This is a genomic window from Paenibacillus sp. FSL H7-0714 (assembly GCF_038003765.1).
In the GTDB taxonomy this organism is placed as follows: Bacteria; Bacillota; Bacilli; order Paenibacillales; family Paenibacillaceae; genus Paenibacillus_AQ.
Genome location: NZ_JBBOPT010000001.1, coordinates 5,272,424 through 5,289,894 on the forward strand (window position 1 = coordinate 5,272,424; position 17,471 = coordinate 5,289,894).

The 17,471-nt window shown below is 41.7% G+C and carries 13 protein-coding genes; 6 read left to right on the plus strand and 7 right to left on the minus strand.

Annotated features, from left to right (window positions below; genetic code table 11):
- The first annotated feature begins 24 nt into the window (after positions 1-24).
- On the plus strand, positions 25-930 hold the full coding sequence (locus tag NST34_RS23640; protein WP_341128867.1) for an AraC family transcriptional regulator: 906 nt from the start codon (positions 25-27) through the stop codon (positions 928-930).
- 433 nt (positions 931-1,363) lie between these two features.
- Here NST34_RS23640 and gnpA read toward each other — a convergent pair whose 3' ends face one another.
- The 4 genes from gnpA to NST34_RS23660 all read right to left on the minus strand — a co-directional run bounded on the left by gnpA (position 1,364) and on the right by NST34_RS23660 (position 6,900).
- Entirely contained in the window at positions 1,364-3,517 is a 2,154-nt protein-coding gene (gene gnpA / locus NST34_RS23645) for a 1,3-beta-galactosyl-N-acetylhexosamine phosphorylase (RefSeq protein WP_341128868.1), read from the minus strand.
- 26 nt (positions 3,518-3,543) lie between these two features.
- Positions 3,544-4,368: a carbohydrate ABC transporter permease gene (locus NST34_RS23650; protein WP_341128869.1), complete on the minus strand. Its 825-nt coding sequence runs from the start codon at positions 4,366-4,368 to the stop codon at positions 3,544-3,546.
- Between the two features lie 39 nt (positions 4,369-4,407).
- Complete coding sequence (locus NST34_RS23655; protein ID WP_339242973.1) at positions 4,408-5,349, minus strand: carbohydrate ABC transporter permease; 942 nt, start codon at positions 5,347-5,349, stop codon at positions 4,408-4,410.
- Between the two features lie 90 nt (positions 5,350-5,439).
- On the minus strand, positions 5,440-6,900 hold the full coding sequence (locus tag NST34_RS23660; protein ID WP_341128870.1) for a carbohydrate ABC transporter substrate-binding protein: 1,461 nt from the start codon (positions 6,898-6,900) through the stop codon (positions 5,440-5,442).
- A 431-nt stretch (positions 6,901-7,331) separates the two neighbouring features.
- On the opposite strand from NST34_RS23660, the gene NST34_RS23665 reads away from it, so the two are divergent.
- A complete protein-coding gene (locus NST34_RS23665) occupies positions 7,332-9,020 on the plus strand; it encodes a sensor histidine kinase (protein ID WP_042190641.1) in 1,689 nt (562 codons plus the stop codon).
- A 14-nt stretch (positions 9,021-9,034) separates the two neighbouring features.
- On the plus strand, positions 9,035-10,642 hold the full coding sequence (locus NST34_RS23670; RefSeq protein WP_341129583.1) for a response regulator transcription factor: 1,608 nt from the start codon (positions 9,035-9,037) through the stop codon (positions 10,640-10,642).
- Between the two features lie 61 nt (positions 10,643-10,703).
- Here NST34_RS23670 and NST34_RS23675 read toward each other — a convergent pair whose 3' ends face one another.
- Positions 10,704-11,249 carry a DinB family protein gene (locus NST34_RS23675; RefSeq protein WP_445667675.1) on the minus strand — a complete coding sequence of 182 codons (546 nt, stop codon included), beginning with the start codon at positions 11,247-11,249 and terminating at the stop codon, positions 10,704-10,706.
- A gap of 64 nt (positions 11,250-11,313) precedes the next feature.
- Positions 11,314-12,261: a helix-turn-helix transcriptional regulator gene (locus NST34_RS23680; RefSeq protein ID WP_341059892.1), complete on the minus strand. Its 948-nt coding sequence runs from the start codon at positions 12,259-12,261 to the stop codon at positions 11,314-11,316.
- A gap of 205 nt (positions 12,262-12,466) precedes the next feature.
- Here NST34_RS23680 and NST34_RS23685 point away from each other — a divergent pair, with 205 nt between their 5' ends.
- The 3 genes from NST34_RS23685 (at position 12,467) to NST34_RS23695 (ending at position 15,666) form a co-directional block, all read left to right on the plus strand.
- Complete coding sequence (locus NST34_RS23685) at positions 12,467-13,657, plus strand: coenzyme F420-0:L-glutamate ligase (RefSeq protein WP_341128871.1); 1,191 nt, start codon at positions 12,467-12,469, stop codon at positions 13,655-13,657.
- Positions 13,658-13,746: 89 nt separating this feature from the next.
- A complete protein-coding gene (locus NST34_RS23690; RefSeq protein ID WP_341128872.1) occupies positions 13,747-14,646 on the plus strand; it encodes a LysR family transcriptional regulator in 900 nt (299 codons plus the stop codon).
- A gap of 78 nt (positions 14,647-14,724) precedes the next feature.
- Positions 14,725-15,666 carry an NAD(P)H-binding protein gene (locus NST34_RS23695; RefSeq protein WP_341128873.1) on the plus strand — a complete coding sequence of 314 codons (942 nt, stop codon included), beginning with the start codon at positions 14,725-14,727 and terminating at the stop codon, positions 15,664-15,666.
- A 592-nt stretch (positions 15,667-16,258) separates the two neighbouring features.
- On the opposite strand, the gene NST34_RS23700 is transcribed toward NST34_RS23695, so the two are convergent.
- Entirely contained in the window at positions 16,259-17,398 is a 1,140-nt protein-coding gene (locus NST34_RS23700; RefSeq protein ID WP_341128874.1) for a 5-methyltetrahydropteroyltriglutamate--homocysteine S-methyltransferase, read from the minus strand.
- Between the last annotated feature and the right edge of the window lie 73 nt (positions 17,399-17,471).

A 17,471-nucleotide genomic window follows, 5' to 3' on the forward strand; every position in this document is an offset into this window, starting at 1 on the left:
ATTAAAGATTCAGGAGGCAGTGACATGTCTGACAAAGATCCCTCTTACCCACTGAGAAAGCAGGTACCCTCTCGTGATTGGGCACCCGGAATTCACTATGCACAATTGCAGACACTTCCACCTTGCACCTTCCAAAGAAGAAGGCTATATGACTTCGAGCTACTATATGTTCGCCAGGGCAAATTATTAACAAAGATGGATAAGGAAGAATATATACTGAACGCTGGGCAGCTTATTTTCCTCTCATCTGGGGTATATCATCAGAATATTATCCTGTCAGATTCAGACACTAAGCTTATTGGAATCCATTTTGATTTCTTTGGGGAATCAATTATTACACATGATGAAGATATGGTAGTTAATGAGGATGAAGTCATACACGATAAATTCGCCTTTGAAGCCGTAACTGTCCCCTTCATGCCATTGTCACAAGAACCGATCTACTCCCCGCCACCCGAATGTGTTCATGCCATGGAACAGCTCGTTCATGAATTCACTATGCGGCCTGCCGGCTATGAGTGGGTCTGTCGAGGGCTACTACTTGGTATTCTGACTTCGCTGCTTCGAACGCAAAGCTCCCGAGATGCAGCTAAGTCATCAGTTCACACCGAGCGGATCAGGGCATTAATAGACGAGATAGAAGAGCGGTTAGCAGAACGCTGGACCAATAAATCCATGGCCACATCCATGAATATGCATGAGGACCACTTTGCCAAGCTCTTTCGTGAGGTTGCAGGTATGCCCCCCGGAGAATACCTCCGCTCGATCCGGCATAGGGAAGCGCGTAAGCTGCTGCGAGAAACGGATTGGCCGATTGAGAGGGTGGGCGATCAGGTCGGCTATCCCGATATCCATTATTTCAGCAGGGTGTTCACGGCGAATGAGGGGATTTCTCCGCGGGCGTATCGCAAGTTGTCCCGGATTCTCTAGATACGGAAACCCCAGAACATCTCAATCCAAGTAAGAAGAACTCACCAAAAACATTGCGGTTGATGGATTCATGCTTATGATTAATAAGCAAAAGCCCCCTTCCCTGAGAAATCGAAGAAGGGGGCGGCTCTAAAACTAATTAGGGAAAAACTCCCTGAAAATAATCAAAATTCGCTCTAAACGAACGAAATCAGGGAATTCCTCCCTAATAATAAGGGGGATTCCTTTAATTGCTATCGAATCAGCAAAACTTTAGGGAGGTTTTCCCTGATTATTAATCTAATGACCAAAAATCCCGGAATTTCAGGGAGAAATTCCCCAATTACTCTATCGAAGCGGTACAATTCAGGAAAGTTTGAGACAACAGCGGCCGCAAGTCCAAATATTCTCCGTAGTTACGACTGACTCCTTAAATGTATGTCTTAAAGTGAAGTTACATATTCATATCCAGCCACACACTTTCCATCCCGTTCAATTCCAGCTCTATTCTCAAATCGTTCTCCATCAGGATCGTCGTCTTTTGGGTCTCCGCTGTGTTATTTACAGCACAATAGCGGCCAGTCTCAGGGTAAGCATGACACTCTACATTCGGATTCAATGAGAACCAAGAATACAATTGTTCCTCTTGATGTGCAGCCCAAAAGATCGCCCGGCTCAGTAATCTAGTATTCTGGATACTATACGGCAGCCCTGCAATATAAACGCCTCGACCCTGCCCAAATGAATTCACGGCAAGATTGCAGCTATTGTCGTGCACATCCAAGACTTGTGCTCCAATCTCCGCTTGATAAACCATGGTCATCCCTTCACCATAATCAATGTCGCCTTCCAGATCTTCCGTAATGAAATGCTCCTTTACTGGCGTTACCTTAGGCTTATTAACACTTGCTGTAAAACCCATTTCCTTTTGAACACCTAAAATATCCGCTAGTTGAAAGAGAACCCCTTGATGCTCATATGCCGTTGGATCACCAATTCCAATAAAGCCACCGCCTTGATGCACCCATTCACGAATGCTAGACACCACTTTTGGATCGCTCCAATGATCTCCGCCACTCCAAGAAGTATGTACATCACCCGCGTTAATGATCACACCGATACTAGGATCAATCCCGTGTTGTCTAATATCATCAAAGCTTATAAATTCAATGTCGAAAGGCAAGCCTGCGAGTGACTCCAGTGCCCCTATGTAGGAATAACATCTTTGATTCCATAAAGAGTGAGCTACTTGGTGCGTCTGCCAGCTGCGAATGTAGCCCCAAGTATTAAGAATCGCCACTTTAAACGATGCCTTATACGGCTGAGTCCCTTCAGCATTTGCATGAATTCCTTTAAACTGAGTCGCAATCTCCGTCACATGATCAATAAAATTAGGGAATTGGTACGCCAGACTTAGATATCCGCCATACCCCATTCTTCCAACCGATTTACGCATAAGTGCCCGGCGACATTTTATCCAGATCGGCATGGACTCTCCAACAGGATCTCCACCTTCAAAGAATATATCTGGGAAGAAGTAAGGGTAGAACCGGGCTTCGGTATCCTTAATAGGAATATCCGCGATCATACGGGTCGTAACCCCATCTCCGGCAGCCCCGACCACTGCATCTAGCCCAATCTCGGAAAAATATTTACCATAAGGCTCTGTCCCTGCCCAGTGATCCCCAAAGAACATAATGGCTTTCTTACCGAAATCATGCACCATATCAACACATTGTTTGGCATAACCTGCAATGAATTTCTGATTAAATTCCATCCAGTCCAAATACCTTGGCGTCGGATTCATAAACGGTGTATTATATCGTCCTTGATCCACAAAATCTTCCGCAGTCAGACGATATCCATAAGCTTGTTCAAACTGATCTAATGCTAATGGACTTACGCAGCTTAGATAGCCAAACCAATTAACTTGCTTCTCCTTACCTTCCTTATTAAAAATCAAGTCGAAATTATAAAAGAAGGTAGTAAAACGAACGATATCAGTCTTCGGATGCTTTGCTAGCCAATCTTTCAGCACCTTCAATACATGCTCTTGCGCCTCGGGATAACGAACATCCAGTGGTAAGCGATGCTCTTCCGTCCAGTTATTCGTGATGTGATTGTACATAGAGACCGGTTCCCAAATCTGATAGGCCAAGAAACTGACGGTATATTTGTGAAACTGTTCCGCCTGCTCAAGCGTGACGATCCCCTCTGCATAACTCCAATGTGCCGAAGGTACTATTTCTCCTGTGGTCCGGTTTACAACCTGCCAATACTTTTTAATATCCACATCTGTATTAGGAACAAATTGATCTGCAAAAAAATCTGCCATAATATCGATGGTCTTCACCTTCGGTGTCACAATCAATGGTGCAGACATCAGATAAATCTGCTGTCTATACTGTGGATGCTGCTTTGCCCACTCGTTGTCCTCACGTACCAGACAAAGCGTTGAATAGATTTGCAGACCCATATCAAGAATGTCCTGCGATAGACTCGTGCCATCACTGTCACGTACAGCATCTACACCCCATCTCTCTACAAGATCGGCTATGACCTCTTCCATTCCTGTTTCACCAGGTAGTGTAAATCTTCCTTTGTCCACACAAATTCCCTCCATAACTTTGTAGTTCAGCCCTTAATTCCACCAGCGCTTATTCCTTGGAGCAATTGTTTTTGTCCTACCACATATAGGAGAATCGTTGGAATGAGTACCAAGATCAATGCGGCAAATAGTGCGCTCCAATCTGTAGCATACCTTTGAACCTCAAACAGATTGGCTAATCCCACCGGTAATGTTTTTTTGCTATCCGATTGAATTAGAACTAATGCCAGTGGATACTCATTCCAAAAGCCCATCGCTGCCAGCATACAGACCGTTACAATTCCCGGCTTAGCTAGTGGCGCAATGATTCTGACGAGTACCCCTGTATTCCCGCAACCGTCAATCTTGGCGGCCTCTTCATAATCTCTAGGGACAGATCGCAGAAATCCGCTTAACACAAAGATCGCAAAAGGAAACTGAAGGACAGCATAGATCAAACCGAGCATCCCGCGATTGTCCAGCATCCCGAAAGAATTCACCTGAATAAATAAAGGAACCATGATATAAGAAGCTTGGAGAAAGATACAGGCCATATAAATATTAAGAATCATTTTGGAACCCCAAAACTTAAATCTCGTTAATACATAAGCTATAGGGACCACAAAAATAACTAGAATCGCAGTGGAAAGCACCACTAGAAAGATAGAATTCAGGAAATAACTTCCCATCTTGGATTTCTGAAAAGCACGTACATAGTTATCCAAGTGTAAGGCTTGTGGAAAGGAGAAAGGATCGGTTAGAAATTCCGTATTGCTCTTAAATGAGGCTAAAAGATTCCATACAAACGGATATAACAAAACAATAGTAGCTACAATCAGAAACAGCCGAGTGATCCAATTGATAATGTTCATTTTTATAAGACTCTGTTGATTACTATTCACCCTTCTCCCCTACCCTTCTGCTCGATTTGTAAGTAGTCTAGACAGAAAAGAAAGGACAAAGGCAAACGCAAGCGTAAAAATCGCGATAGCCATGGCATAACCAAAGTTCGCATTTTGGAACCCTTGAGTGTACATGTAATGGAGTAATACAGTAGTACCACCTGCCGGTCCACCGCCGGTCATGATTGTTACGACTATAAAGCTTAAATTGATCGTACCCGCCAGGGACAGCACGAAGGTTATTCCAATGATTTCTTTTAACAGTGGGATCGTAATGCTGACAAGCTTCCGGAAATACCCTGCACCATCAATGGTCGCCGACTCGAACACATCCGCAGAAATCCCATCTATTGCAGCGATATACATCACCATATAGTAACCAACCGCCTGCCAGATCAGAGTGACCGCAACGCACCATAATGCAGTTCGGCTATCCCCAAGCCAAGTCATAGTCAGTTGATCTAGCCCAATACTTGAGAGAATATTGTTCAAGATCCCCATGTTCGGATGAAACACAAAGGACCATATGATCCCGACTACCGTCAAAGAGATAATGCTGGGGAAAAAGAATACCGTCCGGTAAAAGCCTCTCTCTTTCAGCTTCGTCTGCGTCAATAGAAAAGCAAGCACTAAGCCAAAGGCTAAGGTAACCACCGGCACGACCAGCATCAGCTTGAACGTATTACTAAGCGCTTTGAGGAACATCTCATCTTGGAACATATATTTATAGTTATCCAGAAAGATAAACTTGTTCTCATCACTCATCCCGGTTGCATCCGTAAAAGACATAAAGAATGCCCGAAAGGTTGGAATGATCATAAATACGAGAGTCAACAGGAGCGCAGGAATGGTACATACGGCTATGAATAGCTTCGGATTTTTAGTTTTCGTTGACTTAGTCTTTAATTTTCTGTTTCTAGGAGCTACTTCCGTTAGTTGCATCTCAGACATCTTTCTCACTCCTCTTCATGCAAAATGCATCCTGTTCATAGATGTCTGTATCCATTCTTAACAGGATGCATTGGCATGAGATGCTATAAATTATTTACTAGCTGCTTTCTCTTTACGAATCTGTGCAAAAGCTTTTTCAACATTATCCATCCATTGGTCAGTGGTCATTTGACCTGTCATGACTGGCGTCATCGTATTTTTGAACATTTCAGTGACTACACTAACTTTGGAGCCTTTTGGTAAGGATTTCCAGCCTTGCAGAATTGAAATGGAACCATTGTAAGCCTCAAACATGTCATATACACCTTTGGTCAAGTATGGCTTCGACAGCTCCTTCGCACCATTAGCTTTTTCCGCGAATAATTTAACGGACTCATCCGTATACAGGAACTTTAAGAATTCTTTAGCCAGCTCTGGATTTTTAGCTTTTGCTGGAATGGAGAATTGCTCATAGCTGGAAAGCACGTACTTCTGATCTCCTTTATTAAATACAGGGACGGTTGTCATCCCAAATTCAAAGCCATTTTCTCTTGGTGAATCCTTCATTTCATTTTCCATCCAGTTGCCGTTTACAATAAACAACGCTTTCCCCATCATCATATCGGTCTGCGATTGGGTATGGTTCAAGGCAACCGTGCCATCCATCAGATATCCGTCTTTAGATATTTTGTAGAATATATCCAATACTTTTTTGATCGTGTCGTTCTTAAATGAACCTTCCTCATAAGCAAAGACTTTATCTAACGTTTCTTTACCGCCCGCACTAGCAATCGCAGGATACAGAATTTCTTCCAAATAGTCCGGATAGATACCTTGGTAAGTGAACAACGCTCTTTTCGTTTTCGTTCCATCTGCATTGACCAAGAAGTTCTCTTCTTTTTTCAGCTCATCGCCTAATGCAAAGAACTCGTCCCAAGTCTCAGGAACACTCCAGCCTTTTTCCGCGAACAAAGTTTTGTTGTAAATCAACCCCATCGGTCCAGCGTTAAAAGGTGCCAGATAGATCTTCCCGTCTTGATACGGCTGAAATCTTGTGCTGTCCAGCATTCCTGGAAGAATCATATCCTTTAGCGTCTCATCTTTGTCTAAGGCCTTGCTTTCGAATACATCACTGATATCTAGAAGTCCTTTTTCTTTAATGAGGGAAAGCATAATCCCACTTTGCTCTGTATCCGTAACAGATAGGAAGTCAGGAGGATTACCGGCAACAATCTGTGGTCTGATCACTTCACCAACCTTAGGGTTGATCGTCATATTCACTTTTACCCCTGGATAAGTACTCTCGAATTTACTGACAATTTCATTCCAATAATCGGCGCCATATCCACCTTGGAAGACAGCAATACTCAGTTCCTTGTTATCAAAATCCTTCTTAGCATCCTCTTTAGAAGTATTCTCGGCGTTCGTTGTACTTGTCGCTTCCGCTGTACTCGTAGCTTTTGTAGAATTCGAATCCTTTGAGGCAGCTGGTGTATTCGTGCTATTCCCACAACCAATCAACCCCACACCCAGTAGCGTAACTGCTAATAACGTACTCATTGTCTTTCTCATAAACGCCCTCCTTAAGATGTTCTTGCTAATGACCCAACCACAGATTAAATATTGAAAACGCTTTATCTGATAAATCAAGTATAGAAGTGTTTACGTTTTATTTACATTTACAATACAAACTTACCTATGTATTATTTTATCCATCTATCATTCAGGTTTCAGATATGCTTATTCATCAGAATCACATGACTTGTAAACTTAGCAGTTAAAGGAATGGATAATACTAACGATTCCATAGATTATTCTTGCTTTTCGCCCATGCATATATATTCCATTCTTCTTTTTATGTTAACTTGTAAGTAAAGGATATCGAATGGGAGGTCATCCACCTGAGTCATAACAAAGGGAAGCGGTATTTTCCTAGTCCCCCACAAATCATACGAAAAATTAAAATTCAAAATCGCTTAACCGTTATCTTCTTAATCGTTTCCGTGATTCCAATCATCTTTATAGGTTTCTATTCCTATACTATCTACTCCAAATCCATTAACAATAAATTAAGCAAATCTACCTTTCAGGCTTTGACACTGCTCAATCGAACGATGTTAAGCGAGCTTAATAACTATCAATATCTTGCCGGATCTGTTTCTACCAATCCTATTATTCAGGAGCGTTTAACGGCAGCACCTAATGAACCCGCTCCTAGCAATGCTACCATTAACCACGCTATGGATAATGTGTACAGAACCATTTATCCGGGATATGTTCAGAACGTTCGGATCATAGATTCCAAGAACGAACCTATTTATGAATTAGGCTATGATGGCATTCCCAATCCAAAGTATGGGGAAATCATGAAACAGGTAGATCTGAATGCCCCTTATGACAGTCTTAATTATGTAAAAAGCTATCGTGCTTCCCATACGATTGTCCTGGGGCGTAAAATTTTTGATCAAGAAGACATTGGCGTTCCATTAGGTTATGTGTTTGTTTTTATCGGCGGGGAGTTATTCTCAAAAGTCATTCTTTCCAGTGTGGACTTAGGAACAGGTTCTAATCTGCTTATCATGAATAGAGAAGGAATAGTGATGTCCTCCAACCTAAAGGGTACAACACTTGGAGAAGCGTATGATAAAGGTCAACTGTTTAAGCAAATCAAGGAACAAGAGGCTCAGAAGAACCATTCCTTTCAAGGCTTAGTCAATGGCAAAATGCATCAGATCTCCTATATCAATAATAATCAATTAGGCTGGTACATGATTTCTACGGTTCCTTTCTCTTATATTAATTCTGAGACAAGTAAAATCACCACTGGACTCCTTATCGTCGTCAGCATCATTGTAATCCTTTGTATCCTAATTATCATCGTCTTGTATAAAAGTATCCTAAAGCCTATCAAACAAATTATTGTCTTCTGTAATCAAATTTTTTATGGCAATTTATCCAATCGTATAGAAGATCACAGCAACGATGAGATGGGTGTTCTGGCTAATAGGATTAATAGCATGGTCAGCCGGATTGAGCAACTGATAGAGGATCAACAGAAAGATCAAAAGAGGCAGCGTTCGCTTGAATTACAAATGCTACAATCACAGATTAACCCTCATTTTTTATTCAACACTCTAAATTCCTTGCGATGGCTCGCAATGATTAACCAGGTTCCGGTGCTAAGTGATGGTATCTCCTCTCTCGCAGAATTACTGCGCAGTACCATCATCGATCAAGATGAGGAAATAACCATCAAACAAGAGCTTAATAATCTGGACAATTACTTTGCTATTCAAAAAATACGTTATGCTGATCGATTTGACGTTGAATATGATCTAGATGAATCGGTATTACATAGTCTGATCCCTAAACTTATTCTGCAGCCGATCGCTGAGAACGCTATCATCCATGGGGTTACGGATATTGGAGGAAAAGTTCTTATCCGCATTAAGGCTTACGCAAAAAATGAATATACACTTGTTATAGAAATCATTGATAACGGAAAAGGCTTTGACACGAAAAAATCGGAAAAGGCTGATACGCTGTCCGGTATCGGAATTTCTAATGTAGCCGATCGCATTAAGCTTCAATATGGTGAGAGCTACGGACTATTCATCACAAGCTTGGTGGGTCAAGGAACCTGTTGCCGCCTGATTATCCCCAAACAAACCTACGAAGAAGATAAGGGGTGATACTAGTGTATCCAATGTATAATGTAATGCTGGTGGATGATGAACCCATTGTAAAAGTCGCGCTCAGAACCATGATTCCATGGGAAGAGCTTGGATATATGATCTGTGCTACAGCCTCTGACGGAGTTGAAGCTTTAACCCTTGTTGAGAAGTTTAATCCCCATATCATCATTACAGATCTCAAAATGCCTAATATGGATGGTTTGCAGCTGATAAAAGAACTCAATAACAGAGGGTTTGCCGGGAAAATCCTGGTGGCAAGTAACCACGGGGAGTATGAGTTGGTTCGTGAAGCTTTAGTTCTTGGCGCTGTAGATTATATGCTTAAGATTAGTATGAAGACTGCGGACCTCATCCAGTTGCTGGAGAAATCCACGCAGCTAATCCAAGAACAGCTTCAGTCCAAGCAGCAGCTAGAGACACAATCTCAGCTATTGCAACATAATTTAAAGAGTGTGAAGAATGCGATTTTAAAAGATTATTTTACCGACCCATATTATGATATGAATCAGCTTGAGCAGCAAAATTCTATAACACTCGCTTTTAGTGAAAATAGCTGCTACTTGTTCTACATCACCTTTGAGCAAAATAGCGCCAGCCCTAGCCAACGGAAAAACCAGCTATCGGTATCCTTCATTGAAAACATTATCTTAGATATCCTGGAAACCGTAGATCAATTCGAAATTATTCAGCTTGAATCGAATGCATTGTTGTTGCTAATCTCCACTGATACCTTGGACAATCAGCAAATTATCCGTACCGACTTTATCCATAGAGTCATTCAGTTGATCAAAATGTATATTTCCATTACCCCTACCATTGTTTATTCCCAGCCCATTAGAGGATACGCTGAGGCGAAAGTAATGCTAGAGCGATGTAAAGAATCCTTGGAAATCCAATTTTACAACGAAATAACGATTATTGATCCCGAGATTGTCCATTTAAATGATACGCTCGATTTCGAAAACGTTCATGAGTTCTCTACGAATTTAATACAGGCCTGGAAACGTTCGGGCGTTGAAGCCGTTAATCAAGCCACTCAAAATTTCCTTGAGACCTGCAGATCGAAACAAATAAAGCCGGCTGAAGCCAAAACATTCATCGTCAATTGTCTGCACTATCTTCCATTATGCGATGCTCACATTATCGTTGAAGATCCAAAGCTTTTGAAAACAACTATTGAGAATATTGCAAACAGTAAACGAAGTGCTGAGATTCTAACGCAGATGGAGCTTTTATTTCAATTATTCTCACATCAAAAACAACAGATTGTGACTACCCATAATAGGGATGTTAAACAAACAATTGATTATATCAATGCAAATTATCAGAAAAAGCTGACCTTATCTCTGATTGCCAAGCAGGTCAACTTAAGTGAGAACTATCTATCCAGAATCTTTAAAGAAGAAGTCGGCCAGTGTATCATTCATTACATTAACACCGTAAAAATGGAGAAAGCCGCAGAGTTAATTCTAAAGGGCAACCCTTATGTCAAAGAGATTTCTACGCAAATCGGTATACATGATCAATTTTATTTCACCAGACTTTTCAAGAAGCATTTTGGAGTTAATCCGAGTGAATATAAAGATTATGTTCAAGCGACGCTTGGCTCAGGAAATTAAGATCCTTTCTTTTACGACGAAAGGCCGTTGCTGTAGATCAGCAACGGCCTCTTTTTTGGTATTACAACACTTTCCGAAACAATTCATTGTTTAATCGCTCCAGCTGCAGAAGATGATGACGATAGTGCATCTCAATAAGCAGGAACCATTCCTCCGCGCATAGTCCACCAAATCGCGGGTGAGATACGGTATTTTGTTTGGACGCTTTTTCAAGAGACGGTTCGATCTCTCTCATTCTTTGGATGACTGAATGTAACCCTTGACTTAATTGTTCCTTGCTCTCCGGCTGCTCCGGCGTATATTGGGCGGAAGGCGGAACCTGAATACGAATGGGCGGAAAACTGCCTTGTGCAAATATAGCCGCACCATCCTCGGTTTTCCCCACATGAGTTACCAAGGGATCTTGGTTGAGCACCAGACATTGATCAATATTACGAAGCTGCATATACAGTGCCGAGTTAATGAGATGTTGAACCATCTGTCCGATGGACCACTCGTTTTCACTTGGCTTTTGCTTCAGCTGCTCCAGATTGAATCGCTCTACTTCATGAATATAGTATGTCGCAGTTTCTTCGAAACGTTGTAAGGCTTCTTTTGTTGTAATCATTATATATCAGCTCCTGTAGTCATTGATTATCCAAGTATACAAAAACGCTACTGACAGCGTTATGTCAGTAGCGTTTTAACATTATTTCTAGTTCGTTTCTTACTTGATGGCGAAAAGATTCCGGCTCTAGCACAACCATGCCACCTCCCCAGCCCAGCACCCATTGCAGCAATTCCGCTGGCTCTCGAACTCGAAAAGTAACCCGTAAGCCTTCCGCATGATCCTCTATAGTTTCCATATAGAAATTGTTCGATTCCCTTACCTTATCAGCTATGTCAGAATGGACTAAGATAACCACATGAACGTTGCGATCATCAGGAGGTTGGTATACCTCCAATTGAAAATCCGCTGGCCGTATAAATTTATCTTCCAGTTCAATAAGCTCCCTCATTCGGGATAACCGGAAATGACGGATGTCTTGACGCAATTCACACCAGGCGACGAGTACCCATGATCCTTGATGAAGCACAAGTCCGTAAGGAGCAACCGTACGAATACTTTGACGGTTCCCATCGGCTTCGGCGATTCTTTTGGAATAACGAAATCTTATTTTCCTTTCCTCTAATATCGCTCGACGAATGGCTTCCAGACATGCCTTTTCTTGTATTGGTGCTATATCTGCTGCGGATGCAAATAAACGAAAACTTTTGCGGATCTGCGATGCTTCACTGCGGATGGCTTCTGGCAGGATAGCTTCTATTTTCGCTTTAGAACTTCTAGCCTTATTGCCATAGTGGGCATCAAACCACTGCTCGATAAAGTCAGTCCCGATAAGCAATGTCACTGCTTCGTCCAGCGTGAAACTAACGGGTGGCAGGAAATAGCCCTCAATCAAGGAGTAGCCTTGCCCTGGCGCTCCTATTATGGATACGCCCGCTTCACTAAGTGCCTGAATATCCCGATAAATAGTTCTCACGCTCGTTTCAAACGTAGCCGCCAAATCCTCCGCTCGCAACACTTTATTACGCTGCAATTCAAGCACTATAGCTAACAAACGGTCCATTTTGTTCATACGGCTCTCCCTCCCCGAGAAATTGATTTTCTATCTCTAACGACAATGCAAAAAACCTCTAAAAGCTTCTATATCTATAAACCATTTTTATATTAGATATTATAAACATTAATTTTACTTATATCGCTCTAAAAGGGTATAGTAATATAGGGTTTATAACCATTACTTATATATAGAGTATACTCTTATAAGAGGAGAGATCATATTGGAAAGAGTAGTTGGAACAGTGGTACGTGGACTCCGCGGGCCTATCATTAACAATGGGGATAACATTGAAGAAATCGTAGTGCAAACGGTATTGAATGCAGCAACAGTCGAAGGTTTCACGATCGAGGATCGTGATATTGTAACCGTAACGGAATCCATTGTGGCTAGGGCACAAGGAAACTATGCGACAATTGATAATATTGCTGCTGATATAAAGGCAAAATTCGGTGAAGAAACTGTGGGTGTTATTTTCCCTATCCTTAGCCGTAACCGATTTGCTAACTGCTTACGTGGAATTGCCAAAGGAGCAAAAAAAGTAGTCTTAATGCTAAGCTATCCAGCTGATGAAGTGGGCAACCATCTTGTAGACATCGACGAATTAGATGCTAAGGGCGTTAATCCATGGACGGATGTGTTAACAGAGGCTCAATTCCGTGAGCTTTTCGGCTATATTAAGCACCCATTCACAGGTGTTGACTATATCGAATATTATAAAGGTTTGATTGAAGCTGAAGGTGTGACTTGTGAAGTCATCTTCTCCAACAACCCAAAAACCATTTTAAACTATACAAAAAATGTATTAACTTGCGATATTCACACTCGCTTCAGAACCAAGCGTATTCTCACAAACAACGGTGCTGAAAAAGTATTTGGTCTGGATGATATTCTTACACAATCCATTGATAGCAGTGGCTTTAACGAAGCTTATGGTCTGCTTGGATCCAATAAAGCAACAGAAGAAAGCGTAAAACTATTTCCAAACAACTGCCAACCTATCGTAGATGGTATCCAAGCAAAAATCAAAGAAATTACAGGTAAAACTGTAGAAGTTATGGTTTATGGCGATGGTGCATTCAAAGATCCAGTCGGTAAAATATGGGAACTGGCAGATCCAGTTGTATCCCCTGCTTACACTGCCGGACTTGATGGAACACCAAATGAAGTGAAATTGAAATATTTGGCCGATAACAACTTCTCTCATCTTCGTGGTGAAGAGCTGAAACAAGCCATTTCTAAATACATCCAGAATAAAAATGATGACCTGGTTGGTGCGATGGAAGCACAAGGGACTACTCCTCGTAGATTAACGGACCTGATTGGTTCATTATCTGATTTGACTTCTGGTAGTGGCGATAAAGGAACACCGATGATTTATATTCAAGGTTATTTCGATAACTATACAAAATAAGATTAGTACAAACAGGGAGTCTCGTAAATGAGGCTCTCTTCTTGCTATCTGGGGTATAATAAAGCAAACAGCGGTAAGCGGAGGATCCTATGAACATAAGAAGGATTAAATATTTTATTGATCTCGTTGAATGGAGAAATTTTACCGAAACAGCTAAAAAGAACTATGTATCGCAGACCACCATTAGTCAACAAATCGCCGCGCTTGAAGAGGAATTCAACATTCAATTGATTGACAGAAAGCAGATCCCTATCGAACCAACCAAAGCCGGATGGCTTTTCTATGGCGAAGCTCTCATTCTCTGGAAACAATATAACCATATGAAGATGAGCATGGAAAACTTTCAAAAGTATAATACGCAATCCCTGAGTATCGAATATGCGGCGATGACGGATATCCAAAGTTTGTTGAAATTGATTCCCTCATTTCAGGATCATCATCCGAATATTAAGCTGGAACTGAATAAAGTATTGCTAAAAGATATTGCAGAATACTTGCAAAAGGGGATCTACGACGTAGCTATTGCCTTTGACTCCGAGTTTCAGGGAAAAGAGGACATTGTAACCTATCCCTTATATAAGGGACGTTATTGTGCGGCTGTGAGTCATCACCATCCTCTTTTTCATCATGAATCGATCGCCAAAGAGGAGTTATATGAACATCCACTAGTCATGCTGAATCCAACAGCTATTGGAAACTCTTATCATCTAATGATCCAGCATGCAATTGAAGACGGTTATCAGCCGAACATCCTTCGAACCGCAGACGATGTGGAGACTGAATTGTTTTATATCATCACGGAGAATTTGATTGGCTTTTTTCCGGATAACTATCAGCTCGCCTATCTTCAAGATAAAGTCCGGTTAATCCCATTAGATGATTCACACCATACCTTTGCAATCGAAGCAGGATATCTTAAAAACAATACCAACCCTGCCCTGCCCTCCTTCCTTCAGCAAATCCACATTGGTTTTAGCAATCGACCATAAGTTTTATGCGTTGGACTATGTTCTTTTTTTCACATACTATAAGGATATAAATTATATCCACAAGGAGTGACGATGATCATGGGTAAATTATTGTTGACGGGTGTCGATGGAAATCTAGGGAAGCAAGCTGCGGAATATTTGTTAGAGCTAGTAGATAAAGACCAAATCATTTTTTGCGCTTACGATCCAGCATGTTTGAAAGAATATGCGGAACAAGGGATTGAAACACATGTGACCAACTTTAATAACAAGGAAGGCCTTGCCGAAGCTTTTGCTCATGCTGATAAACTTGCTCTGATCTCCATGCCTTTTGTTGGGGAGAAACGCCAAAATGCACACAGAAATGTGGTTGATGCTGCCAAAAAAGCCGGAGTCAAACAGATCATTTATACTTCTCTAGTAAACGCGGCTGATGAAACCAATCCAAGCGTTGAAAAAATTGATCATATTTATACCGAACGTTATGTTCAAAGCGTAGGGCTCGATTATATTTTCCTTCGTAATTCCCAATACGCGGAAGCGATGATTACCAATTACTTCACTTATGTGAAGGGTGACGGGGTATTAACAAACAATCAGGGTGACGGTAAAATGGCTTATATCTCGCGGAAGGATTGTGCAAAAGCCGTTGCTCATGCCCTAGCCTCCAAAAATTATCATGAAGCGATCCTTGATATCAATGGACAAGAATTAATGACGATTACTGACTTCATTAAGATCGGGAATGTAGTAACCGGTAATCATATCACCTACAAAGAAAATACGGATGAAGAGAATTATGCCGTATTCGAAGCCATGGGTGTGCCTAGAACTACCGACGGTGCATTTAAAGAAGGTTCCGAAGCACCCTTTTCTTCCGAAGGCATGGTTACTTTTGGACAGGCTATCCGTGAAGGGAAAATGGATATTTACACAGACGACTTTAAAAATTTGACGGGGCAAGAGCCACTGACCGTGAAATACATGTTTGAACATGCCGATGAATTTCAGGTTGGCGAAAGACATTCTGAAGACAATTAATAAGTGGCACCTCATACCTCTTAGACTAAATCACCCCCGTTTAATAAACGGGGGTGATTTCTTTTATGCTGAGGATGGCACAAAAACAACCCGTTTTCCAAGGTCAGAAGGAGCATTCCAAGCTTCCTCTACTTACTGAACACACACAATTTTCTGCCATTGCAACCACAATCGTGGGCAACTCAGCAAGTGCCGCGAGTTAATAATTCCAAATTAATTCTCTGTCTCTCTGCTCCGTAAAGCTCAATCATATGCTCGCACTGGAGATAATTAGGGAATTCCTCCCTTATTATCAGAGGATTCTGGTCATCAGACTAATAATTAGGGAATTCCTCCCTGAAATTCGACTGATTTGACGGTAAATCTTGATTTCACTCTGTTTTTAGGGAGGAATTCCCTGATTCCATTCATTTAAAGTAATTATCGGCTTTTATTAGGGAGCTTTTCCCTAATTACTCACAATCCACTGGTATAGTGACAGCACGCCAAGTAAATCCATGTACACTCTTTAAATCAAAATACACCTTTAACCGTACGGATGAACATCCGAATGGTTAAAGGTGTATTGTCTCTGTCTACTTTTTAATTAGAGTTAATTCCAGATCTCTTCAGCAATCTCTTTAATATAAGCAAGCTTGCGCCATTGCTGCTCTTCTGTAAGGTGGTTACCTTCTTCCGTGGAAGCAAAGCCGCATTGCGGGCTCAGGCAAATCCGGTTTAGATCGACATATTGCTTCGCTTCCTCAATACGCTTCAGAATATCTTCCTTGCTTTCAAGCTCACCAAATTTGGAAGAGAACAGGCCAAGCACGACCTGCTGATTGTCTTTTAGGAAGCGTAATGGTTTGAAGTCACCAGCACGTTCAGTATCAAACTCCAGATAGTAACCTGAGTAGTTATTGATGTTCAGAAGTGTTTGCGCGATAGGTTCATAACCTCCGCCTACACCAGCATAAGTAGAAACATAATTGCCTCGGCATACATGTGTCGTTACAACGAGATCCTCCGGCAGTCCGGATACCACTTCTTCGTTCAACTTCGCAAGCTCGTTCGCATATTCAGCTACATTCACACCAACCTGATTCATAAATGCTATAAACTGTTCGTCGCACAGCGCTCCCCACGTGCAATCGTCAATTTGAATGCTGCGGCAGCCCGCTGCATAAAAGGCAAGAATTGACGCTTTGTATGCTTTGGCAATATCCGAAATTAGCTCTTCACGATTCGGGTATAATTCATTCGTTCTTTCCTTATTTTCTACCCGATCCAGCTCAAACAGGAACTGCGCTGCTGCAGGAATCGATTGGCGCGCAACAACATCCTCACCAGCAGCGCCTTTTAAGAATTCATAATGCGCTACAAAAGGGTGGCTGCTGTAGCTTATTTTTCCGGTCAGTCGTGCGGTTTCTGGTCTGGATTCTGCACCATTAAATTGGTAGCCTTGATCAATAATGGTCCGCTTTACACCATCAAAACCCCAGAAGAAGTCGAGATGCCACCAAGAGCGGCGGAATTCGCCGTCGGTTACAGCTTGAAGACCTACCTCTTTTTGTTTTTGCACGAGCTTGACGATCTCGTCGTTCTCTACTTCCTTCAACTGCTCGGCAGTAATTTCGCTGTTCTTGAATTTTAATCTAGCCTCTTTCAACGCTTGAGGGCGCAGGAAGCTGCCAACAATATCATATCGAAATGGAGTAACGGTTCGCTTTTTAGGTTCGGTTTGAGTGCTCATATATTAATCTCCTCGTGAACAAATTATTAAAATTAATATAGCATATCCGATTGCCTATACCGTTACACCAATG